Here is a 20,970-nt window from a genome sequence, read left to right as displayed (position 1 = left end):
TTTACTTCACCTGGCCAAGGCTCAGCCGCACCTTGTCGAGCAGCTCGCCGATCTGGAACGGTTTGATCAGCAGGTCCATGCCGGTATCGAGGAAGGTCTGGCGATCCAGCGCCGTCTCTGCGTAGCCGGTCATGAACAGCACCGGCAGGCCAGGGCGATAGGTACGCGCCATATCGGCCAAGTCGCGGCCACTGATGCCGGGTAGACCGACATCGGTCAGCAGCAATGCGATATCGGCATCTTCACGCAGATGGTCAAGTGCCTGCTCGATGGTTTCGGCCAAGGTGCAACGATAGCCGGCATCGGCCAGGACTTCGGCCACGGACAGGCGCACGCACGCCATGTCCTCGACCACCAGCACATGCTCGCCCGCCCCCTGCTGCTCGGGCCGTGGCGTGTGCTCCTCGCGGGTCTCCTGCTGATTGCTGCCCGGCAACATCAAGGTGACTTCGGTACCCTGCCCCGGCACGCTGCGGATCGCCGCGTGCCCACCCGACTGGCGGGCGAAGCCATAGATGGTCGACAGCCCCAGCCCGGTGCCTTGGCCCAGCGGCTTGGTGGTGAAGAACGGGTCGAACACCTTTTCCAGCAGCTCCGGCGCGATGCCGCTGCCATCGTCGCGGACGGTCACCGCGACATAACGGCCGTCCTGCAGGTTGGGGTCGCCATGCGACCAGGTCGCCGCCGTGTTCACCCAGATATGCCCGCCCCTGGCCAGTGCATCGCGAGCGTTGATCACCAGGTTGAGCACCGCGCTCTCCAGCTGGATCGGGTCGACCAGCGCGATGGTCGGTTCGCTGGAAAGCTCCAGCGTCAGCACGATACGCTCGCCGATGGTCCGGGTAATCAGCTCTTCCAGTGACCGCACTCGCTCGTTGACGTCCACCGGGCGGGCGTCCAGGGGTTGCTGGCGAGCGAAGGCCAGCAGCCGGTGGGTCAGGGAGGCGGCGCTCATGGCCGAGCTGAGCGCCGCGTCGGCATAGGCCGGGACCTTCTCCACACGGTTTTGCGCAACGCGTTTGCGGATCAGCTCCAGGCTGGTGATGATGCCCGTCAACAGGTTGTTGAAGTCATGGGCGATACCGCCAGTCAGGCTGCCCAGGGCATCCATTTTCTGTAATTGCAGCAGCTGCGCCTCGGTCCGTTCGCGCTGCTCCATTTCCCGCGCCAGCTGGGTGTTGGCGTCATCCAGGCGTGCCAGGTGCGAGCGTTCGCGATGGCGATGTGCGGTGACGTCTTCGACGAAAACCAGGCTCAAACCCGGTGCCCGATAGGGTGAAAGCTGCCACTCGGTGTCCCGCGGCACCCCGCCCACGCTCATGCCCAGGGTGCCCCGCCAGCGCTGACCGTCGACCAGATGTTGGCGTAACGCGGCAAGGGTTGTTGTCTGGTGGTCGGCAAAGCATTCCTGCAGCACTTCGGGGTGGCGGTTGTCCTGGATCAGTTGGGCGAATGCATGGTTGCACTCATGCACCTTGAGCTTGGCATCGAGCACGGCGATCGGCGCCGAGACATTGGTGAAGATTTCTCGAAAGTTGGCCTCGCTTTCGCGCAACGCCCGCTCGGTGTCGCGCACCCGCAGGAGGGTACGCAGGGTGGCGACCAGCACATCCGGGTCCACCGGATGCACCAGATAGGCATCGGCCCCCGCATCGAGCCCGGTGATGATATCGCCGGTCTGGATCGACGCCGCCGATACGTGGATCACCGGCAGCAAGGCGGTCGCCGGCCGCGCACGCAGCAACCTGACGATATCGAAGCCGCTCATGTCGGGCAGGTTGACATCGAGGATCAGCGCATCGATCTGCTCGCTGCCGAGCAGCGCCAGCCCCTCGCCCCCGGTACCGGCCTCGAGTACCTGGTAACCATGCAGGGCAAGGCGACGCCGCAGCGCATAGCGCGTGGCCGCATTGTCATCGACGATCAGCAGGTGCACGTCAGCGTTCATCAGCGCCCTCCTGGGTCAGCGCCAGGGGCAGGATGACAAAGAACGACGAACCGACGCCGGGCGTACTGTCCACCCCCACCTCGCCGCCCAGCAGCGCGGCGAAACGCTTGCACAGTGACAACCCAAGGCCTGTGCCGCGCAGACGTTTCTGCAGGGGTGAATCAAGCTGGGCAAAGTCTTCGAACAATCCGCCCAGCAGTTCCGGGGCAATACCGATTCCCGTGTCGCTGACGGCGAAACGGACCCGGTCGCTGCCATGCAACTGCGCCGTCACCCGGACTTCGCCGCGGGTGGTGAACTTCAGGGCATTGGCGATGAAGTTGCGCAGGATCTGCGCAAGCTTCTTGTCATCGGTGTACATCTGCCCCAGCCCTTGGGGCTCCTCGAAGATCAGGTCCACCGTGCCCGCATCGACGATCGGGCGGAACATCCCGCGCAAGGCGGCGAACAGGTCGAGCATGTCGAACCAGGCTGGCGAGATGGTGATCCGGCCGGCTTCGATCTTGGCAAGGTCCAGCAGGTCCTCGACCATGTCGCTCAGTTCGCGCGTTGCCGTGCTGATGAAGGCCACCTGCAGTTGCTGCTCCTTGCTCAGCGGCCCGTCCACTTCGTCGGCAAGCAGGCTGGTGATACTCAGGATCGAGCCCAGCGGCGTGCGAAACTCGTGGCTCATGTAGGAGAGGAAGCGGCTTTTCAGGTCTGACGCCTGGCGCAACTGCTCGGCCTGGATGTCCAGCTCGGCATAGAGCGCCAGCACACCTTGGTTGGTTTCCTCCAATTCCGTGCGCAGGGCCTGGTTTTCGGCCTGCAGACGCGCCACGAGGGCGGCCTGCTCGGCGCTGATGTCGGGTTCAGCCATGCACGGTCTCCAGGTCGATGACCAGCACCGTCACGTCGTCCCGTCCTCGGCAGAAGTCGCGATGCAATACGGCGGCGATCACGGCTGGGTGGCGGTGAGCAAGGCCGGGATAGGTATTGAGGCTCCAACGTGACTGCAGGCCGTCGCTGAACATGATCAACAGATTTCCTTTCACTTGAGCGTAGTCGAACACCTGGCCCTTGCGGTATTGCCCGCCGACGATGCCCGGGTGCGAGGCCAGGCCGCGCGTGCGCTCGCCACCGATCAGTGTCGCGCCGATATTGCCGATGCCGATGAACGTCAGTTTGTCGCCCGCCCCGTCGTACTGGGCGATGGCGACGGCCCCGCCTCGGGTGGCGGCCATGGCATGGTGCAGCTCACCCAGCAGGTATTCGGGGGCGTTGAAAGGGCGCTGGGCAAACGCTTCGGCGCCGACCTTGGCGGCACGCTCGGCCGCCTCGCCATGGCCCAGGCCATCGATCACCAGGGCGCTCAGGCGTTGTTCGGCAAGCGTCACGTGCCAGGTATCGCCGCACGCCTCTGCGTCATGCAGTGAATGCTGGCTGACGCCAATGCGCAGGTCCCTGGCCGTGTCTTCCTGCCTGTAGAGCCGCGCCAGTACCACCGCCCCGCCTGCGTCGGCATGCACATCGAACACCTGTGCCAGGCGGCTGACCGCCCCCAGGCCGATGCCCTGGGTGCCACCGGTGGAATAGCCGTCGGCCAGGCAACTGGGCAGGTCGAAACCTTGGGCACGATCCACCGCGATCAGCTCGATGCCCTGATGGGCGCCATGGCTGAGCGCCCGCAGGTGCAGCTCTCCGTGTTCGGCGTGCTTGAGCACATTGCTGGACAGTTCGGTGGCGACGATCGCCGCACGGCCGGCGTCAGTCGCAGAAAAGCCGAGCTGTTCGGCAAGTTTCTGCACGACCCGCCGGGCGTACCCGACCTGGCTGGCGTCATCGAGGCGAAGGACCTGGGTCAGGCTCGCGACCAGGTTCATGTCCATCGGGTGATCGTTACCCGGGTGCCTTGCCCGGGAGCGGTGTCCAGTTCGAATTCATCGACCAGCCGACGAGCGCCGGTCAGCCCCAGGCCCAAGCCTGAACCCGAGGTCCAGCCATCGGTCAGTGCCAGCCGGGTATCGGCGATGCCCGGCCCTTCATCGCGAAAGACCAGGCGCAGCCCTACCCGCCCGGTTTCTTCGATGACTGCCCAGTCCATGTCGCCACCACCGCCGTACACCACCGTGTTGCGGGCCAGCTCGCTGACGGCCGTGACCAGCTTGGTCAGGTCGACCAGGCGCATGCCGCATTCGCTGGCAATCTTGCGTGCCAGTTGCCGGGCCAGTACCACGTCCTGTTCGATGCGCACCGGTTGACTGCCGCTTTGGTGAATGGTCATGAGCGGCCTACTCGCTGGCGCAGCAGGTTCATGCCGCGGTCGACGTTGAGCGCGGTACTCACCCCGGGCAGGGTCAGGCCAAGCTCTACCAGGGTGATCGCCACCGCCGGCTGCATACCGACCAGTACGGTTTGGGCATCCATGATCCGTGACAAGCCGGAAATGCTCGCGATCATGCGGCCGATGAACGAGTCGACCATGTCCAGTGCGGAGATGTCGATCAGCACGCCCCGGGCCGAGGTCTGGTCGATGCGCTCGGTGAGGTCGTCCTGCAGCCGCAGTGCCAGCTGGTCATGCATGTCGACCTGGATGGTTACCAGCAGAAACTCACCCATTTGCAGAATGGGAATGCGCTCCATCGCCTCACACCCGCTCGCCAGTGGCCGTGCCCAGGCGCGTGAGCGCCAGTTTCAAGGCGTCGGCGAGGTTGGACTTGGTCGTCAGGGTCCCCAGGTCCAGGCCCAGGTGCACGATGGTCTGGGCGATCTGTGGGCGCACGCCGCTGATGATGCAATCGGCACCCATCAGACGGATGGCCGTCACGGTCTTGAGCAGGTGCTGGGCCACCAGGGTATCGACCGTGGGCACGCCGGTGATATCGATGATGGCGATTTCCGAACCTGTGTCGACGATGCGCTGCAGCAGCGACTCCATCACCGTCTGGCTGCGTTGAGAGTCGAGCGTGCCGATCAGCGGCAAGGCCAATACCCCTTCCCACAGCTTGACCACGGGGGTGGAAAGCTCCAGCAGTTCTTCCTGCTGACGCTTGATCACCGCCTCACGGGTTTTCTGGTAGGTGCGGATGATGTGCAGGCCGAAGGCATCAAGCAACTGCGATATTTCCCATAGCTGCTCGGCCAGCAGCGCGGGTTGCTCGCGGTAATGGGCTTGCAGGAGGGTGAACAGCGGGCCCTTGAGGGCAAAGATGAAGTAGGCGGTCTGGTGGGATTCCTGGCCGATCTGGGCGCGGGTGGTTGACAGTTTATCGAGGAAGCGGCGGACCTCCTCCCAGCCTTCGACGCCGATCTGGGTGCCGCACTCCTTGCGCAGACCGTCGAGCAGCAGTTGAAGAAAGTCACGGGTTTCCTGACGCAGGTCGTGTTCGCGGATATTTCGCGTTGCCCCGTTGGCTTCCAGCGCCGCCAGCCACTCCCCTTGCAGTTGCGCCTGACTCCCGACGATCGCTTCCACCGTGCTGTTCTGCAGTGCTGCCATTGCGGTTCGCTCCTGAATAAGGGTGCCGACTTCAAAAAATGACGTCTGCCGATGAAGTAAGTTGTGGCGTCACGATGGTTTCATTGCGCCATCTACCGTGCCGCTAACTTTAGGCCATGTTCACTGGCCATGCGCTGGAGTGAACGGCGGATGCGGGTACAGTCCACTTTGTGGTGGACCTGTGGGAGCAACTGTCTTGCTCCCACAGGCTTGCGCACTTACCGAAGGGCTTGCACCAGTTGTTCGACAACGTACGCTTCAACGGCACCTTCACTTGCGTCCGCTTCAAAGGCAGCACAACAAACCGATGCCTTTGCGTCGCAGATTCGGTAGACGGCAATGACACTGCCCGGCCCGCAGCCTGTGTGCCCGCACAAGGTGAGTCCACCGTCTACCGCCCCCTGCATCACACCCAGGCCATAGCCCGGCCTGAGCCAGGGGCGTCCAGGAATCGGGCCGCCCAGTGCCCGGGCTGCCTGCATTTGCAGAAGCAAATCCGGAGCGAGAAAGACTGTGCTGAAAAGTCGATCCAGCAATAACGCTGCTTGTGAAATCGGGCCGACCAGCAAACCGTGATAAACCCAGCCGGGATCGTAGTTTGAGTGGCTTCCGGTCGCCTGCAAGTCAGCACGCGTTCTAGCGAAGCGCACGTTGGACAGACCCAGCGGGATGAGGACACGTTGACTCACGGCATCATCAAGCGGCAGGTCCGTCAGCCGTTCGATGAGCCTGCCGACGAGCATGTAGCCCACATTCGAATAACGCCACGCGGTGCCTGGGCTGTAGCGAAGCCGAGTACCATCGAGTCGCTGCATCATCTCACTTGCCGACCAGGCAGACTCACCGTTGGCGACCGCGGCGTGATACGCCGCAAGTTCGCCATAATCGGCGAGGCCTGCCTCATGCCGCAGTAGCTGGCGCAACGTGAAAGGCTGATCAGGAATCGGGGCGTCCAATCCGACCCGGCCATCGCGCACCAACGTCAGGGCTGTCGCTGCCAGAACTGTTTTTGTAAAACTCCACCAGGGGGCCGTCAGTTCTGATCGGCCAGGCGGTTGTGATCGACCATTGACGATGAGCGAACTGAGCATTGGCTTCCTTGGTGTATAGAGATCTATAGCGCTACAAGATACCCCATGCACTTTCGCCAGCGTGCAAAGCCAACCCTATGCATTGACAACGGACATTGCTTGGATGAATGGCAGCCCCTTAGCCTGCGGGACGTTTGGAAATCAGCTGTACTTAACATCCGGCATTCGCGCTCCTGGAGATCAGATAATGAGAACGCACAGGACGTTGGGTTGGATAGCCATGATTTTTCTTCTGGTGGCGAACGGGGCATCTTGGGCGGCCACCGACAGAGCCGAGAAGCGTCGTGCCGCGCGCGATGTCAGGCAGGAAACGCGCCAGGATGCCCGTGAGACGAAACAAGATTGTCGAGCGGCCGATGTCCAAAGCAATCCCCGTTGTCGACAGGAAAAGCGGCAGACGAAGCAGGAAGGACGTCAAAAAGCTCGGGATATCAAATACTGAACCTGGACGCTCGAACGGCGAAGACCAGCCGATTGCTGCCTGTCGCGAAGCACACGGTGGACATCTGGATGTTGGGGCCGCTTCGCGGCCCATCGCCGGCAAGCGCGGCTCCCACAGGGGGCTGCGGCATGAGTGGGACTTGTGGTTGAAGGCGCAGCCTGAGCGGGTCTACAAGCAAACGCGGGTTGGCCCGTTTACTTCTGCCTGCCCCTGATGTTGCCGACAACCCCGCCGGCGACGGCGCCGACGGCTGCGCCCGTCCATCCACTGCCACCGGCGATAGCGGCTATACCAGCGCCAGCCGCAGCACCGATGGCCGCCCCGCTCACCGTCCCCTGCTGCTCAGCGCTCATCGAGGTGCAGCCGATCACACTCGCTGCGGCGAGGGCTACGGCATAAAATCTCAAACGCTTCATGTTCACCTCCGCTACTTATTCTGTTTCAGTCCGGGCTGTACCATCTCGAACCAGATGGTCTCGATAACGGGCCGTTTCACTTGGTCGGGATGGGCGGCGTACCACTGGTTGAGCTTTTCACGGACAGTATCGAGCGTTTGACCCTTCAAGCCCCTGCCGAATCGTGGAATCAGGCTCTGCTCATCGGACGGCGGCTTCGCGCCATAGTAGGCCGCCTCTACCTCGTAGGCATTGGCAATGCCGATGAGATAGACCTTCTTGAGCTGCTCCGTCGACTGCATCCATTGCTCGCCGGTGATCATGGCAACGCCTTCGGCGCGTGCCATGCCCGATGCCGTCACCAGGGCCATCCATGCCAACCACACCAGACTGCCCCATCGCAATGCGCTCATCGTCTTCCCTCCTCGCCAGGATGAACTTCGACGTTTTTTCAAGGTGAGTTATCAGAATAGGCCACCTGGCGAAAATCAGCGGGTTGGCGCCGTCACGCATCCGGTTCTACGCGGCAAGCAAAAAAAGGAAGCAGGGGACTGGCCCGGGCTTCCTTTTCTCGTAACTGACTGCCTGCTATTTTTTGGGCGGTGTGCCTTCAGCGTTTGCCACAACCACGTCGATTTGCACCAACGCATTTTCAGGAAGCGCTGACACGCCCACTAGGCGGCGTGCTGGCACGCCACCTGGGAAAAATGCCGTGTAAACCTCATCCAGTGCCGCGATATCTTCAATGTTTTTAAGGAAGACGTTGACCTTTACGACATCGCTCAAGGTGTGGTCGACACTTTCGACAATGGCCTTGATGTTTTTCAAGCATTGTTCCGTCTGCTCCCTCACCCCGCTGCCCACCACCTTTCCGGTGTTCGGGTCCAACGGTAATTGCGCAGACAGGTGGTTGTAATGAGAAAACGCTACCGTTTGGGTAGACAGCGCATGCCTGGGGGCGTTCGCCGTATTATTTGCCTTGATGACAATCCCGTGCCTGTCTTCGACCACTTGCGGTGGCGTGCCATCGCCGTGGGATACCACGGCTTCTATTTGCACTAAAGCATCCAGGGGTAAAGCGGAGGCTGCCACTACCGTGCGCGCGGGGAAATAGCCTACCGCCCGGGCAATGGCCGAATCGGGGAAAAAGGTGGTATAGACTTCGTTAACACGCTCGATGTCCGAGAGGTTTTTAACAAAGATAGTAATCTTTACAATGTCATCAAAAGGAACATCAATACCTTCCAGGATCGCCTTGATGTTTTTCAAACACTGTGCTGTCTGCTCTTTTACACCACCCGCTACCAACTTGCCTGTTTTGGGGTCGATCGGCAGTTGGGCCGACAGGTTGTTGTAATGCGAAAACGCCACGGTTTGCGCTGACAGTGCGCTGACGGGTGCGCGCTCCGTGTTCTTTACCGTTTTTATCAGGTCGCCTGCCTGTGGCGCTTGTGGAATAGTCCCTTCGCCGTTTGAAATCAACGCTTCCACTTGAACTAAAGCATCCATGGGCAAAGCGGCAACTGCGACGGTCGTCAGAACGGGTACATAGCCAGGGAAGAACCCGGAATACACGCTGTTGACCGTTTCGATGTCGCCGATATTCTTAAGGAAAACAGTAACCCTTACGACATCTTCCATCGTGTGGTCGATACTTTCTACAACGGCCTTGATGTTTTTGAAGCACTGTTCAGCCTGCGCTTTTACGCCACCCGCTACCACCGTACCCGATGCGGGGTCGATCGGTAGCTGAGCTGAAAGATTATTATAGTGAGAGAACGCTACCGTTTGAGAGTACGGACCTATGCCTTTTGGAGCATTACCTGTGTTTCTCGCCAATACCGCGTTATAGCCACTCATAATAGTACTCCCGTTCCTCTGGACTTCGCGGGTTGTGTGGCAAGCACCTATTCCACTGCGCTGTCGACGGTTGCCACCGTTGGTCGGCCGACTGGCTTCACTTCCACGAAGGACTCGCGAGCCAGTGCCGGGGGTGTCCCATGGAGCAGGATCAATTGTAGTGGTCTCTGCGTGGTGCGCTATTGACTTGGATTAGGTATTGAACGGCATTGGCTGCGCGTCCCATCAATTTGGCATAACTTCAATAGCCGTTTGTTAACAATATCGGCCGGCTACGACGCAACCCTGCTGTCGCACGACTTTTGCAAAAAAGTGAAGTTGAATTGCGCGTGTTAAAAGCCCGCGAAGGCCGGATGTTGGGTGCCGTGCTGGATGACAGTCACTTCCAGCAACGGCCGTTGACGGCGGCGGGCTTCGAACACTCATGCGGCGGACTCGATTGCTCCCTGGTAGCGTGGGGCTATTGCTCTTCAGTGGGTGCTAGCCCCTCTGTGTCATCGTCAGCGAATTGCTCGGTGAGTACAGGTGCGTTGGGGTGCATCGAGTGTGAACCCGTTCTCCCGACTGCCCGAATATATCCAGATGCGTCTTCGTCAGCATATTGCGCGACGGGCAAAGGCGCGTTGGGATGCATCGAGTGTGAACCATTTCTAACGACAGCCTGGACAAATCCAGAGGTGCTGTCGCTAGCGTCGTTTGAATCTGCAAGTGCTGTCAGGCAGGCTGCGCTCAGCAGCGCTGCGGTCATCGCACTCACCAAGGTAATGCTCATTGTTGTACGCCTCCGTTTAGAGTCGCACCTCGCAGTTTGAACCTCTGGGCAAGAAGCGCGCTTGCAAGTGACCAACGGCCAGGAACACTCGGTCGACCGATCAAGCTGGGGCGGTTAGGCTGGCGCTTTTTATCATCTACATGGAGGTGCGTATGGCAGAGGCCTACCAAGGAAGCTGCTTGTGCTCAGCGGTCAGTTACGCGCTAATCGCCCCGCCAAAAGCGGTGAGTCATTGTCACTGCAGCCAGTGCCGCAAAGGTCACGGGGCAGCATTTGCTTCGTATGGCAGCGTCCCGCGTAGCGCACTTCGAATACTTCGCGGCGCCAGCAGCATCAAAACCTATGCTTCTTCACCGACGGTAATGCGCGAGTTCTGCGTGGAATGCGGTTCGACCTTGTTCTGGTCACGGTCTGAAGGCGAGTTTGCCGACTGGATTTCGATAGCGCTGGGCACGCTCGATACCCCGTTCCTGCCCCAGAAGCAAAAACACATACACGTCGATTGTGCAGCCCCCTGGTACACGCCCACCCTTTCCAAAGACTGACGCGCTTTTGGCGGGTGGACGAGCACCCCGCTCCCACAGTGACACCACAGGCATTGAATGCAGTGATTTCCCCTGTGGGAGCCGGCTTGCCGGCGATGAGGCCGGCACAGGCAACACGACCAGCCGCTTTCCCTACTTGCTGGCAATCGCCTGATTAGCCAACGGACAGCTCTGGGCATTCAGGAAGCGCGATTTTTTCAGCCAGTCTTGCTGCGGGTAATAGGCGAACACATAGCTCCCGCGTCGCAGCGTATCGATCAACTTGCCAGCAATTGCCGGCCGAACGGCAGGACACCCCTGACTGCGGCCCAAGCGACCGAGGCCCGGAACGACCTTGGGATCGGCATAGGCGGCGGCATGCATGACAATCGCCCGCGACATGCTGTTGTCGTTGAACCCCGGCTCCAGCCCCTGCAGGCGCAGCGACCGGCCGTGCTTGCCGCTATAGGTCTGGCCCGTCTCATACAGGCCAATGGAAGATTGGTAGCTGTTCGGCGCGTTGGAGAACGTGGTCGGCACATCGGCGCCGCTGTTCTTGCCATGGGCAACCCACTCCTCGAACAGCAGTTTGCGGGCTTGCAGGTCGAACACCCACAGACGCTTGTCACGCGAGGCCTTGGAATAATCGATCACCGTCAGCAACTTGTCCGCGTCGCTGTGACTGGCGCACGCGTAGGCGGTGAGTGCCAGGGCCAGGGTCGAAAGGCTGGCGCCAGGCGCCAACTGCTGCAGCTCGGCGGCGCTAGGCAAGGGTTGTGCCTGGACGGTATGCCAGGCGCTGAGGAAAAACAGGCCAACACTGGCCACTGAGAGCCGGATGGCTCCCCGCAAGGGTTCGAACATCGACATGGATTACCTGTTAAAAAACCTGTGCCCAAAACCCGCTACTGTGCTTGATTCCTGCAGGATTTCCGATCATTTCTTGACCAACGGTTTAAGATCTTCACCGTCGTCGGTGCTGATCACCGTGAATTTTCCATCGCTGCGCGTATCCCGCGTGGACGCCCAATCGGTGATCACCAGCATCGTGCCGACGTCCATCGCCGCGCGCAAATGACGGCGGAATTCCGGGTTCAAGTTCAATTGCCCCAGTTGTTCATAGGGCGTATCCCCATACTCCGGGTTGCTCAGCCCCACCACCGACCAGCGTAAGGGTAGCGCAGCATCCGTTGCCAAGACGGACGGCTTTTGCAGCAGGGAATACACCGCCATTCCACTGCGATGCTGACGGCTTTCAGGCGACAGTGCGGGCGCCGAGCCGATCAGCTGGCCACCGCGAAACACATAGGCGCGCAGGTCGGCGCGACTGATCAGGATCGACAGGGGTCCCGACGTCGGGTCCGGATCGTCCCAGAACTGTTGGTTGCTCAATACCAGCGGACCCTGGGCTTTGCCTTGGCTCACCGTCGGTGCCAGCACGCCGGGGTGGTAGACCTCCACCGGTGCACTGTGGGTATCGGAAACGATGACGGTGGTCGAGCTGAAACCGGTGACTTCATACAGCTTCTTGGCAAACCCCATCGGCAGCCGCACGCAGCCATGCGAAGCGGGGTATCCCGGCAGATGGCCAGCGTGCAGGGCTATGCCGTCCCACGTCAGCCGCTCCATGTAGGGCATCGGTGCGCTGTTGTAGAGACTGGACTTATGCTCGACCTTTTTCTGCAGGATGCTGAATACCCCCGTAGGGGTTTCCCGGCCTGGCTTGCCGCTGCTCACGGTACTGACACCGATGGCGATGCCATTGCGATAGACGTAGGCACGTTGCTCGGTGAGGCTGATCACCACCGTCACCGGCCCCACCGGCGAGACCTGCGGGTACCAGAGAAACTGACCAGGCTTGAGGCTATCGAGCTGGCTCCTGAGTTGGGCCGGGGTGGGCACCTGCAGTGGAGCCGCTTCGACCAACGCGACGGCAAGTAACAGTCCCAGTCCGAGCGGTATATGCAACATCGAATCCATCCTCATAGAAGCATCGCGCCAGCTTAATCGGAACATTCGTCTACGAGCAAATGCATGGAACCTGGCCCCGGCACGGTGGATATTCCCCGATCTCCCTGGGCGCAGAACCACTGGGAAGATGCCCCACCAAGCGCCTGATTCAGTTAACCTTGCTCAGCAAATCGTACGCTATGTAAGCCAGCATCGAGACGAAGGACATGCTCATGATAATGGTTAACTGCTTGACCTTGGCCTCGCTTCGATGGAAACGGGCGTTCAGCAGCGCTGTCTGCTGATCCAGCTTTTCCGTCAACTGAGCAAAAGCCCTATCCAGCGACTCACCCAGGGACTGCCCTACTTGTAAACTCTGCAACATCGTAGCCTGCGCACGCCCCGTTGCATTCGCAACCTCGGTGAGCACTGCCTGGTGAGCAGCTGAAAAGGTGCGTTGCTGATGCACCACAAGCTGGCCAATTTGAAGCGTGGCACCTTTCACACGGGTGGCTATCGCCTCATTCATCGAGGCCATATCAGCTTCGCTCTGGGCAATGCCTTTCTCCAGAGCTGCGTGGCTTTGGCGGATCTGTTCCTCCAGAGACTGATGACCCGACGCCAGGCTGGCATTCGTGGTTTCCAGCTCTCGCTTCAAGTAATCGGGCAATGCATCGATTGCTTGCACAGCATTGCCGTGTTCAACGCGAACCTGTGCCAATGCAGACAGTACATCATCCTTCACGACTGCCAGGGCCAAGGCATTAGCTTCGGTACTTGCACGCACCTGCGATTGAACGGCCTGGGCACCGACCTGGGCATGTTCGGCGATGCTGCTCTGGAGTGCAGCAACCCCAGAAGCCATCGCCTCATTCATCGAGGCCTTATCATTGGCTTGCTCAAGCCGAAGCTCTGCCAAAGCAGAAAGCGCATCACGCCTCACTGCCGCCAGGGCCGAGGCTTGGCTCTCGAGCAGCTGCTGCAAATGCTCAGCAACGGACGCGACCTTGGCATTGGTCGCGTCCAACGCGCCACTCAGGTGATCGGGCAACGCCGCCATCGCCTGTGCGACACTGCCTTGGGCGTGGCTAATGGTTGACAGCGCTGAAAGTACATCCTCCTGCGCAGCCAACTGGCGGTCTGCAAGTGAGCTTAACTGCTTCCCTACAGACTCCACCCCCGACTGCGCCTGCTCAGCGATCCAGGCCTGGAGGGTAGGCATCCACGTCGACTGTTCGTCCCGCAGGCTTCTCAGCGATTGAACAGCCTGCTTGCCCTGCTTGGCGGCTATCTCGGCCTGGTCCAGGCAGAGCGAAAGCACGCTGTGGGTTTCCTCGATTTCCTTTTTGACGTCTGAAAGCTCGCCATTCAAGTCCGCCATGGATTTGTCCAGCGGCTTGAGCGGCTCTTTCAGGATTCTCACCATCAACTCAGCGAGGCTCTTTTCTTTTTCCAGGGTCTGATTACTCACGGTCATTTCCTGAAGCACTCGATGGAGCGCTTTGACATGTCGGGTTTGCCTCTAGCTCGCCTGCTGATCGTTAAGCGCCAGAAACTCGTGATACTGATGATTCAAGGCTACGCACGAAAGCAGCTGGAGCAACGCTTCACTGTTGTCGGTCTCCTGCAGCGCAGCGGTATATTGCTGATCCAGCGAAGCGGCGTACTCCTGCTCAAGCAAGTTCTTGAAGCGTTCACAGCGCTCAAGATCCTCTTTGGAGTTGAGGACGATGCGCTGGCGCTCTGCAACATGGCCCGCGATCATCTGCTGAATTTGAGCGTGTCGCGCACGCGCCGCGCTGGCCTCTTCCTCATATACAGCAAGCGTTACGCGCGCACTTACGAGCTCTTTGCGTACTTGCTCATCGATGCGATTAAGCGCCTGCAGCCAGCACTTCGCCCAAACGACCACCAATTCGGCGAATACCTCGCTGCCAGCTTCACGCACGCTGCGCAGGTCAGCCTGGTAGTTCGACGAGGACAGATAGGTATCAAACCAGTAATCGTCAAGCGTGTAGCGGATGGGTCCAAACGCATCATCAAAAAGCTCTTCCACACGCTCCGTCTCGGGCTGCACGAGGGCACTGCTCACCCGCCGCCAATAGCCAAGAGGACAACCCTCGGCAGATACATCCAGACGCAGCGCCATGAGCCCCTCGTAGTACTTTCGAATCAGTGTCTTGAGGGTCTCGCAGTCGTCTTTTTCAGGGCCTTCCTTGGGCACACATGCACTGGGCGGTTTGGCCAGCAACGCTTTGGCAGCACGTTCGATAGCGCTGGCACCTAGCTCGGCAGGTTTTTCCTTCATAAGTGCAGCCAGCTTGTCGAAACTGGAGTGCGCGCCAACTACCATCTTGTCCCAGCTTTTGCACTCGTCCTCAGCGATGTCCAGTTTCTTTTCAAGCACCTGGATCGCGCTGTCGATCGCCTCGGTTTTTTTACGCTGTATGTACGTGACACTGATGTGCGTATCGAGCGTGCTGCGCAGTCGCCCCATGGGCGTGATGCTATTGGCGATCTGCGTAAGCAGTTCGTCACGCAGCTTGGTAATTATCGGCGCCATTCGGGCGTAAAGTTCCGGCTCTGCAGACTGCGCATAGGCCCAGCTTTTGCCGAACTCAAGCGGAAAGTACAAGCGAGCCTCCTGGGCTGGCTGGCTCAACGTGCCGAAGCGCTCGATCTGCTGGATCAACCGCTGCCTTACCCGAGTAACGTCAACGTCGGACTCTTTACGCAGAATGTCCTTCAATGACTGCGCCGAATATGAGTGAGTGGTCACGATGCGAAAGCGGTACGGCATGGATTGCCAGTCTTCGATACCCGGTAGCGTGATCACCCCAGGCCGCAAGAAGCCGAGGTCATCACCCTTGCCCACCAGCAAAATCAAATCGGCAAACGGCAGATAGGTTTTCGCCATCTGATGGACATGCCGCTGCTCTTCTTCATTGGCGGGGTTATCACCTGGAAGATCCAGCATTCGCACACTCGGAACCTGCGTGCTGCCAAGGAAACAAGACTTGGGGATATGCACCACACAGGGTGTCGACTCGCCTTTCAACCGGCCGCTTTCCATCTCGACCCGCAATGCCCCAAGCGCCTGCGTCATCTGCTCGTCGTGTTCGAGCCAGCGTAGCTTGCCGTTACGCGACAAGCCCCAGCGATCGCTCGTGGAACGGCAATACTCCATGGTCGTGGCAGTCGCCGACTTGCCCGCTTCCCTGCCGCCACGCAAGACGGAAGAAATCCTGTTCATTCGATCAGGTGCAACGCCCATGAGGTCAAGCAGCAGCGTCGTTTTACCTACCTGCGTCTTGCCAAACACCACCACGTACGGCTCACTGGTTGTGTCCTTGCGCTGCAACCGCTCCTGTACGTCCTTGCTTAGCGTCTTGATCAGCCGCGCATAGGCGCGCAATGCCCACTCCGGCTGACGTATCTGCAAGGCATGCCAATAATCCACAGCCGGAGTCGAAGACATTTCAGGCACCCCGCCCAGGTACGAATACATTCAGACCGGCTGCCGAAGCATCCAATTCGTGGCGAAGGTCGCTGGTAAGGGACAGCACATCGGCCAGCGTTCTGGCCAGGCGGTCCTTGCGCATCATGGTTTCGTCCAGCCGATAACGCGCACGCATGCCTTCGACAATGCGCGCACGCGCCGCAGCCATGGTTTTATCGAACTGATTCTTCAAGTGCTTAACGTGATGAGCATGCACGTTTTCCAGCATGGCATGCGCTTGAGCGCTGGCGGCTTTCTCGAACGTGCGAATACGCGACACGGCTACCGTGGTCAGGTAGGCCGCCGCTACCACGGCAGTCGCCGCCACGGCAGCGGGATGAAGGGTCATCGGCACCGCAGGAACGGTGCCCCCATCCGATGGCCCGGCTTTACCGAAAATGGCACCCAGGATGTCGGCGTCGCCATCGCTGACTACATCCACTGCCATGACGGTCGCAAGTGAGCGTATCGCGGTCTTGCCCAGATCGACACCGGCTCGCAAGCTTTCCACACCCTCTTGTACAACGTTGCTGCCCTGCGTCGGGGCTGCCTCCCATACGCCCTCCTTGAGCCCGACGACTTCGGGCAAGGCGTAGAACAGCCGGGTGTATTCAAGCGAAACGGCAGGAACCAGATGAATACTCATGCCCAATGCCTTGCTGGACGCCTGATGCGCAATGGCCTCCTCTTGGCTGTTGTGGCCAAGCAACATGCGGATATCACCGGTAATTTCAGGTGTCAGCCGTTGATAGCTGACAAGCTGCCCCGACTCCTGCATGTACCCCACTTTAACCAGTGCCCGGGACTGTTCAGGCGCAATGCGTGGTTTGGTGCTTACGGCAACCGAAGTCGGTGTCTGGCGGCCAAGTTGCTCGCCCGTCAGTTGAGCCAGCGCTTGCGAGTAGCGAGTGAACAGCGTCGTGGCTTCGTCTTGCCAGGCATCTTGCACCAACCGCTGCATCTTCTGCTTGGCCTCACTGGTGGTGTCGAAAGCGTTCGATATCCAATTCTTGAATCCTTCGTGCTCGCGTGCCAGCGCTGCGTCCAGCTTCGTGGCTGCCTGGCTACGTGCGGTATCCGTTAAACCAACTACATGTTCAGCGTGCTTGTCACGCAGCGCATCTACAGCATCATCGAACTGTTCAAGCAAGCCGGTAAGCGCTTGTTCGTTCTCGTTCTCGCTATCGCTGCCGAAATACAGCCGGGCTTTGCTGCGGATCAGATTAAGTACGCGAGTCAGGTCCTTGCCGATCAGATCCGACAGGTCACTCATCTGCAGATGCCGGTTGGCCTGCCCAGAGAAGTTCAAGTCATCGATAGCGCGCCGCAATTGCGGCATCCAGTGCGCGACATATTCCTCATCATCAGTACCGGTAAGGATGATGTGCTTGTCCGCGACTTCGGTCGCCACCTGGAACGTGGCCTGCGCACTGCTGCGCAGTTGTGCTTGCGCTGCAGGGTTCTGCCAGCTGTTCTCAGTCTTGGTAATCACTACATAGGGCCGAACCCCGGCCAGTTCCCCCTCGAGCATGTCCTTGACGATTTCGACCTGCTGCTGGTTCGCCATACGCGCTTCGTCGGTTACAACGATGCATCCACCGGCAGCGACCATGGCCTGGCGCATCAAGTCTTGCCACGCGCGGTTTTCACGGTCTTGCTTTTCGTAGCCTGGCAACAGCAACCATGCCTGGTTGTCTCGCTTGAAATAACGTCGCGGCACGCGCAGGACGGGCAGCAGATCGCCTGCAGGCGGATCGCTGATCGCACGCTGGAACTCCACTGCATCAACCTGGATATCCCGAAGCTTGAAGCTGGTGGTGCCTTCTTCCATTACCAGTCTGCGCACATACCCCTGCGCCTGCTGCCTGTCATCCTCTTCCAGTACCAGCACGGGCATTTTTTCGCCCCGCCCTTCGTTGCCTTCAAGCCACTGCGGGCCGCCCCCGCGCAGGCCATACATGGCCGCCATCAACGTCGTCTTGCCAGCGCCCTGAGAACCGCCAATGGCCACGACCCAAGTGCTCCCCAGCACCTCAGCGAGCAGCAACCGGCGCATGACCTCCAGCAGCCTGTCGTCGATTTCCTCACTGCCCAAGTCGGTACATGCGCCACGCAGGTGGCGCAGCGCATTGTTAAGGTTCTCAAGCAGGATTTCGGGGGACTGCAGGGCCATTCTTTTTTTCCTTGTCGAATCTATTCAGGGCAAGACTGAGCGTTGGCAGATGAGTCATGCGCAAGTCACACGGCAGCGCCCGGCCTTTGCCGATAGGCTTTCCATGGTTCGCGACACAAAGGCTCGCGAGCATTATCCAGTGCCAACCCATTTCAGGTTGACGACACACACCTAGTGCATCGGCTGCAAAGCTGTTCCCTTAAACAAATGAGTCAGAAAATGTAATGAGTCGATTGCGGTCAATCGTGAACGACTGCCAATGCCTCCAGTTCGTCGGCCCAGTGTTGCCCTCGTCATGAAGTGAAAAACCGCTGTCGTGGGATGAGAAGTGGCCGCAGCCACTGCTGCCGTAGAGTCGGCGCACAACAAAACAAAAGCCCGGAAGCACGAGAGCCACCATGAGCAGATCCACCCGAACGAGCGAGACTGCAACCCCCACCCAGCGCCCCCCTGCAACCGCCCGAAAGCGTCGCGTACGCAAGCAGGTCGATCTCCCGGACAACACTGAGCACCAAGCACTGATCGGCACCGCTGCCAACCAGACCCTGGCGGGCAATCCGCTCGTCAGCGTGCGCCCGGCAGACCTTGCCAGCTCGGCCGGCTACCTGCTCAAGGCCGTAGGCAAGTCGCCGCTCAAGGCGGGTGCTCATCTGGGCGGTTACCTGAAGGCGCTGCGCGGTATCGTCGGTGGCAACTCCTCCCTCGCGCCGGACCCGAAAGACAAGCGTTTCGCCGATCCGGCCTGGCAATCCAACGTCTTCCTGCGCGCCCTGTTGCAGAGCTACCTGGCCGGCCAAACCGAGCTGACCCGCTTCATCGAGTCCACCGACCTTGCCCCGCTGGAAAAGAGCCGCGCCCGGTTCGTGGCAGCGCTCCTGGCCGATGCCGTGGCACCGAGCAACTCACCGCTGACCAATCCGGCGGCGCTGCGCAAGCTGGTGGACACCGGAGGCATGAGCCTGGCCAGGGGCGCCCGCCAATTCGGCGAGGACATGCTGCACAACCGTGGGTTGCCCAGACAAGTCGACAGCACGCCGTTCAAGGTGGGCGAGAACATCGCCACCGCCAAGGGCGAAGTGGTGTTTCGCAACGAGATGTTCGAGCTGCTGCAGTTCGCGCCCACCACCGAAAACGTCTTTGCCCGGCCCTTGGTGATGTCGCCACCACAGATCAACAAGTACTACGCCATTGACCTCGCGCCGGAAAAAAGCCTGATCAAATGGATTCAGGACAGCGGCGTGAACCTCTTCGTCATCAGTTGGCGCAACCCCACCCGCGAGCATCGCGACTGGGGCTTGTCCGACTATGCAATGTGCCTCGACCAGGCGGTGGACGTGGCGCGCAAGATCACTGGTAGCCCAGATGTGAACATGTGGGGCTCCTGCTCGGGCGGCATCACCCTGGCGGCCTACCTGGGCTGGCTGGCGGCCCGTGGCGAAGGCCACAAGGTGGCCAATACCAGCTGGGCCGTGTGCGTGCTCGACATGCCCTCGGCGCTGGGCGACACCACCCTGGGGTTGTTCACCACCCCGTCCGCCCTGCGCGCGGCGAAGGCCAGCTCACGCCGCCAGGGGGTGCTGAGCGGCCAGGGCATGGCCCGCATGTTCGCCTGGATGCGCCCCAACGACCTGATCTGGAACTACTGGGTCAACAACTACCTGCTGGGCAACAAGCCACCGGCTTTCGACATCCTGGCCTGGAACAACGACACCACCCGCCTCCCCGCCCAACTGCACGCGGACTACCTCGACCTGATCCAGCAGAACCCCTACAGCAACCCGGGCACCCTGGAGATTGCCGGCGAGTCGATCGACATGACCCAGGTGAAGGTGGGTGCCTACGTGGTTGGCGGCACCACCGACCACATCACCCCCTGGCAGGGCTGCTACGGCACCGCAAGGCTGTTTGGCGAGGACACCACCTACGTGCTGTCCAATGCCGGCCACTTGCAGAGCCTGGTGAACCCGCCGGGCAACCCCAAGTCCTTCTACTATGCGGCGCCAGCCGAAGCCGAAACTCCCGAAACCTGGCTGGAGAACGCCGGAGAGCGCCAGCAAGGCAGCTGGTGGCCCCATTGGCGCGAGTGGATCGGGGAGCGCTCGGGCGACAGCCTGCCGGCGCCGAAGAAGCTCGGCTCGCGCAAGTACCCGCCCCTCTGCCCCGCACCTGGCACCTATGTCATGGAGCGTTGAGGTCGCCCTCTCCTCCTGAAGCCTACCCCACGCCAGTCGTGGGGTTCAGCGCTTTGCGATGATCCAGCCGGTGCCCTACGATGCAGCCCTCTTCAATAAAGGACTCATTGAATGGCGCTCCGACTCAGGCAAGCTTGTGTGACCGATCTTCCAGCCATCTACCGAGGCGAAGAGCACTATATCCGCAGCTGGGAGCCCGATCATGAAGCCGCGTGGCGCGCCAACCTGGAGCGGCACCTGACACGTTGGGTGGAGAATTTCGATCGGATGACCATTGCCATCATTGGCGAAGATTTTGCCGGTTACTCGTTGTGGGCGCCCGAGCATGGCTACGCAGAACTGTGCACCATCAGTGTGAGTCAGGAGCATCGGCGTAGCGGCGTTGGAACGGCACTACTGGATGCCTATGTGCTGGACGCGGCGAGACAGGGTTTCACTCGATTGCGCTTGAGTGTACGGCCTGACAATCCTGCCAGGTTGATGTATCAGAAAGCGGGCTTCGCATGCATGGGCACGGGGGCGAATGACTACCTTACGTACGAGCGTTCAATGTGAAGGCTTGCAGAATTCTGTTGCCAACGCCTGCCTCATCGCCGGCAAGCCGGCGATGAGGCCGGGTCAGACGCCACCAGAGGTCAAGTAGGTG

19 protein-coding genes and 1 pseudogene are annotated in these 20,970 nt (G+C 60.3%); 5 read left to right on the top strand and 15 right to left on the bottom strand.

The window, feature by feature from the left end:
- Position 1 precedes the first annotated feature (1 nt).
- The 7 genes from ACIPZG_RS10575 to ACIPZG_RS10545 all read right to left on the bottom strand — a co-directional run bounded on the left by ACIPZG_RS10575 (position 2) and on the right by ACIPZG_RS10545 (position 6,517).
- Positions 2 to 1,948 (bottom strand): response regulator, encoded by a 1,947-nt coding sequence (locus ACIPZG_RS10575; protein WP_400713209.1) that lies wholly within the window; start codon positions 1,946 to 1,948, stop codon positions 2 to 4.
- Positions 1,938 to 2,807: a sensor histidine kinase gene (locus tag ACIPZG_RS10570; protein ID WP_400713206.1), complete on the bottom strand. Its 870-nt coding sequence runs from the start codon at positions 2,805 to 2,807 to the stop codon at positions 1,938 to 1,940. The genes ACIPZG_RS10575 and ACIPZG_RS10570 overlap by 11 nt, the downstream gene beginning before the upstream one ends.
- Complete coding sequence (locus tag ACIPZG_RS10565; protein ID WP_400713203.1) at positions 2,800 to 3,816, bottom strand: ATP-binding protein; 1,017 nt, start codon at positions 3,814 to 3,816, stop codon at positions 2,800 to 2,802. Before ACIPZG_RS10565 ends, ACIPZG_RS10570 begins: the two co-directional genes overlap by 8 nt.
- Entirely contained in the window at positions 3,807 to 4,211 is a 405-nt protein-coding gene (locus tag ACIPZG_RS10560) for an ATP-binding protein (RefSeq protein WP_400713200.1), read from the bottom strand. The genes ACIPZG_RS10565 and ACIPZG_RS10560 overlap by 10 nt, the downstream gene beginning before the upstream one ends.
- A complete protein-coding gene (locus ACIPZG_RS10555; RefSeq protein WP_400713197.1) occupies positions 4,208 to 4,570 on the bottom strand; it encodes an STAS domain-containing protein in 363 nt (120 codons plus the stop codon). Before ACIPZG_RS10555 ends, ACIPZG_RS10560 begins: the two co-directional genes overlap by 4 nt.
- Before the next feature lie 4 nt (positions 4,571 to 4,574).
- The gene (locus ACIPZG_RS10550) at positions 4,575 to 5,426 is read right to left on the bottom strand and encodes an STAS domain-containing protein (RefSeq protein WP_400713195.1); all 852 of its coding nucleotides are present in this window, start codon (positions 5,424 to 5,426) and stop codon (positions 4,575 to 4,577) included.
- 218 nt (positions 5,427 to 5,644) lie between these two features.
- Positions 5,645 to 6,517 carry a serine hydrolase domain-containing protein gene (locus ACIPZG_RS10545; protein WP_400713192.1) on the bottom strand — a complete coding sequence of 291 codons (873 nt, stop codon included), beginning with the start codon at positions 6,515 to 6,517 and terminating at the stop codon, positions 5,645 to 5,647.
- A gap of 220 nt (positions 6,518 to 6,737) precedes the next feature.
- On the opposite strand from ACIPZG_RS10545, the gene ACIPZG_RS10540 reads away from it, so the two are divergent.
- Positions 6,738 to 6,959: a hypothetical protein gene (locus ACIPZG_RS10540; RefSeq protein ID WP_400713189.1), complete on the top strand. Its 222-nt coding sequence runs from the start codon at positions 6,738 to 6,740 to the stop codon at positions 6,957 to 6,959.
- Positions 6,960 to 7,153: 194 nt separating this feature from the next.
- Here the strand turns inward: ACIPZG_RS10540 and ACIPZG_RS10535 are convergent, their stop codons facing one another.
- Both ACIPZG_RS10535 and ACIPZG_RS10530 read right to left on the bottom strand, forming a co-directional pair.
- Positions 7,154 to 7,375 (bottom strand): YMGG-like glycine zipper-containing protein, encoded by a 222-nt coding sequence (locus ACIPZG_RS10535; RefSeq protein WP_400713186.1) that lies wholly within the window; start codon positions 7,373 to 7,375, stop codon positions 7,154 to 7,156.
- An 11-nt stretch (positions 7,376 to 7,386) separates the two neighbouring features.
- The gene (locus ACIPZG_RS10530; protein ID WP_400639816.1) at positions 7,387 to 7,767 is read right to left on the bottom strand and encodes a hypothetical protein; all 381 of its coding nucleotides are present in this window, start codon (positions 7,765 to 7,767) and stop codon (positions 7,387 to 7,389) included.
- 50 nt (positions 7,768 to 7,817) lie between these two features.
- On the opposite strand from ACIPZG_RS10530, the pseudogene ACIPZG_RS10525 reads away from it, so the two are divergent.
- A pseudogene (locus tag ACIPZG_RS10525) lies at positions 7,818 to 7,886 on the top strand (MerR family transcriptional regulator); the annotation flags it as partial.
- Between the two features lie 56 nt (positions 7,887 to 7,942).
- On the opposite strand, the gene ACIPZG_RS10520 reads toward ACIPZG_RS10525, so the two are convergent.
- Positions 7,943 to 9,214 (bottom strand): RidA family protein, encoded by a 1,272-nt coding sequence (locus ACIPZG_RS10520; protein WP_400713183.1) that lies wholly within the window; start codon positions 9,212 to 9,214, stop codon positions 7,943 to 7,945.
- Between the two features lie 924 nt (positions 9,215 to 10,138).
- Between ACIPZG_RS10520 and ACIPZG_RS10515 the strand changes: the two genes are divergently transcribed.
- Positions 10,139 to 10,531, top strand: coding sequence for a GFA family protein (locus tag ACIPZG_RS10515; protein ID WP_400713180.1), 393 nt, complete (start codon positions 10,139 to 10,141; stop codon positions 10,529 to 10,531).
- A 132-nt stretch (positions 10,532 to 10,663) separates the two neighbouring features.
- Here the strand turns inward: ACIPZG_RS10515 and ACIPZG_RS10510 are convergent, their stop codons facing one another.
- The 5 genes from ACIPZG_RS10510 to ACIPZG_RS10490 form a co-directional block, all read right to left on the bottom strand.
- On the bottom strand, positions 10,664 to 11,374 hold the full coding sequence (locus ACIPZG_RS10510; protein ID WP_400713309.1) for a murein L,D-transpeptidase catalytic domain family protein: 711 nt from the start codon (positions 11,372 to 11,374) through the stop codon (positions 10,664 to 10,666).
- Positions 11,375 to 11,446: 72 nt separating this feature from the next.
- The gene (locus tag ACIPZG_RS10505; RefSeq protein WP_400713177.1) at positions 11,447 to 12,481 is read right to left on the bottom strand and encodes a L,D-transpeptidase; all 1,035 of its coding nucleotides are present in this window, start codon (positions 12,479 to 12,481) and stop codon (positions 11,447 to 11,449) included.
- Positions 12,482 to 12,629: 148 nt separating this feature from the next.
- On the bottom strand, positions 12,630 to 13,931 hold the full coding sequence (locus ACIPZG_RS10500; protein ID WP_400713175.1) for a hypothetical protein: 1,302 nt from the start codon (positions 13,929 to 13,931) through the stop codon (positions 12,630 to 12,632).
- 51 nt (positions 13,932 to 13,982) lie between these two features.
- Positions 13,983 to 15,938 (bottom strand): hypothetical protein, encoded by a 1,956-nt coding sequence (locus ACIPZG_RS10495; protein WP_400713172.1) that lies wholly within the window; start codon positions 15,936 to 15,938, stop codon positions 13,983 to 13,985.
- A gap of 1 nt (position 15,939) precedes the next feature.
- Entirely contained in the window at positions 15,940 to 18,132 is a 2,193-nt protein-coding gene (locus ACIPZG_RS10490; RefSeq protein WP_400713169.1) for a sugar kinase, read from the bottom strand.
- Positions 18,133 to 18,530: 398 nt separating this feature from the next.
- Between ACIPZG_RS10490 and ACIPZG_RS10485 the strand changes: the two genes are divergently transcribed.
- Together ACIPZG_RS10485 and ACIPZG_RS10480 are read left to right on the top strand one after the other, a co-directional pair.
- Positions 18,531 to 20,324: an alpha/beta fold hydrolase gene (locus ACIPZG_RS10485; protein WP_400713166.1), complete on the top strand. Its 1,794-nt coding sequence runs from the start codon at positions 18,531 to 18,533 to the stop codon at positions 20,322 to 20,324.
- Between the two features lie 111 nt (positions 20,325 to 20,435).
- Positions 20,436 to 20,879: a GNAT family N-acetyltransferase gene (locus tag ACIPZG_RS10480; protein ID WP_400713163.1), complete on the top strand. Its 444-nt coding sequence runs from the start codon at positions 20,436 to 20,438 to the stop codon at positions 20,877 to 20,879.
- Positions 20,880 to 20,970 lie beyond the last annotated feature (91 nt).

It is taken from the genome of Pseudomonas sp. NPDC089395 (genome assembly GCF_044749525.1).
Taxonomy (GTDB): Bacteria; Pseudomonadota; Gammaproteobacteria; order Pseudomonadales; family Pseudomonadaceae; genus Aquipseudomonas.
Note: the sequence above shows the minus strand (reverse complement) of the source record. Positions and strands in the feature narration are given on the sequence as shown.

Bases quoted from the DNA above. Each gene is read 5' to 3' on its own strand.
- ACIPZG_RS10575 (WP_400713209.1), bottom strand. From the start codon at position 1,948: ATGAACGCTGACGTGCACCTGCTGATCGTCGATGACAATGCGGCCACG.
- ACIPZG_RS10570 (WP_400713206.1), bottom strand. From the start codon at position 2,807: ATGGCTGAACCCGACATCAGCGCCGAGCAGGCCGCCCTCGTGGCGCGT.
- ACIPZG_RS10565 (WP_400713203.1), bottom strand. From the start codon at position 3,816: ATGGACATGAACCTGGTCGCGAGCCTGACCCAGGTCCTTCGCCTCGAT.
- ACIPZG_RS10560 (WP_400713200.1), bottom strand. From the start codon at position 4,211: ATGACCATTCACCAAAGCGGCAGTCAACCGGTGCGCATCGAACAGGAC.
- ACIPZG_RS10555 (WP_400713197.1), bottom strand. From the start codon at position 4,570: ATGGAGCGCATTCCCATTCTGCAAATGGGTGAGTTTCTGCTGGTAACC.
- ACIPZG_RS10550 (WP_400713195.1), bottom strand. From the start codon at position 5,426: ATGGCAGCACTGCAGAACAGCACGGTGGAAGCGATCGTCGGGAGTCAG.
- ACIPZG_RS10545 (WP_400713192.1), bottom strand. From the start codon at position 6,517: ATGCTCAGTTCGCTCATCGTCAATGGTCGATCACAACCGCCTGGCCGA.
- ACIPZG_RS10540 (WP_400713189.1), top strand. From the start codon at position 6,738: ATGATTTTTCTTCTGGTGGCGAACGGGGCATCTTGGGCGGCCACCGAC.
- ACIPZG_RS10535 (WP_400713186.1), bottom strand. From the start codon at position 7,375: ATGAAGCGTTTGAGATTTTATGCCGTAGCCCTCGCCGCAGCGAGTGTG.
- ACIPZG_RS10530 (WP_400639816.1), bottom strand. From the start codon at position 7,767: ATGAGCGCATTGCGATGGGGCAGTCTGGTGTGGTTGGCATGGATGGCC.
- ACIPZG_RS10520 (WP_400713183.1), bottom strand. From the start codon at position 9,214: ATGAGTGGCTATAACGCGGTATTGGCGAGAAACACAGGTAATGCTCCA.
- ACIPZG_RS10515 (WP_400713180.1), top strand. From the start codon at position 10,139: ATGGCAGAGGCCTACCAAGGAAGCTGCTTGTGCTCAGCGGTCAGTTAC.
- ACIPZG_RS10510 (WP_400713309.1), bottom strand. From the start codon at position 11,374: ATGTTCGAACCCTTGCGGGGAGCCATCCGGCTCTCAGTGGCCAGTGTT.
- ACIPZG_RS10505 (WP_400713177.1), bottom strand. From the start codon at position 12,481: ATGTTGCATATACCGCTCGGACTGGGACTGTTACTTGCCGTCGCGTTG.
- ACIPZG_RS10495 (WP_400713172.1), bottom strand. From the start codon at position 15,938: ATGTCTTCGACTCCGGCTGTGGATTATTGGCATGCCTTGCAGATACGT.
- ACIPZG_RS10490 (WP_400713169.1), bottom strand. From the start codon at position 18,132: ATGGCCCTGCAGTCCCCCGAAATCCTGCTTGAGAACCTTAACAATGCG.
- ACIPZG_RS10485 (WP_400713166.1), top strand. From the start codon at position 18,531: ATGAGCAGATCCACCCGAACGAGCGAGACTGCAACCCCCACCCAGCGC.
- ACIPZG_RS10480 (WP_400713163.1), top strand. From the start codon at position 20,436: ATGGCGCTCCGACTCAGGCAAGCTTGTGTGACCGATCTTCCAGCCATC.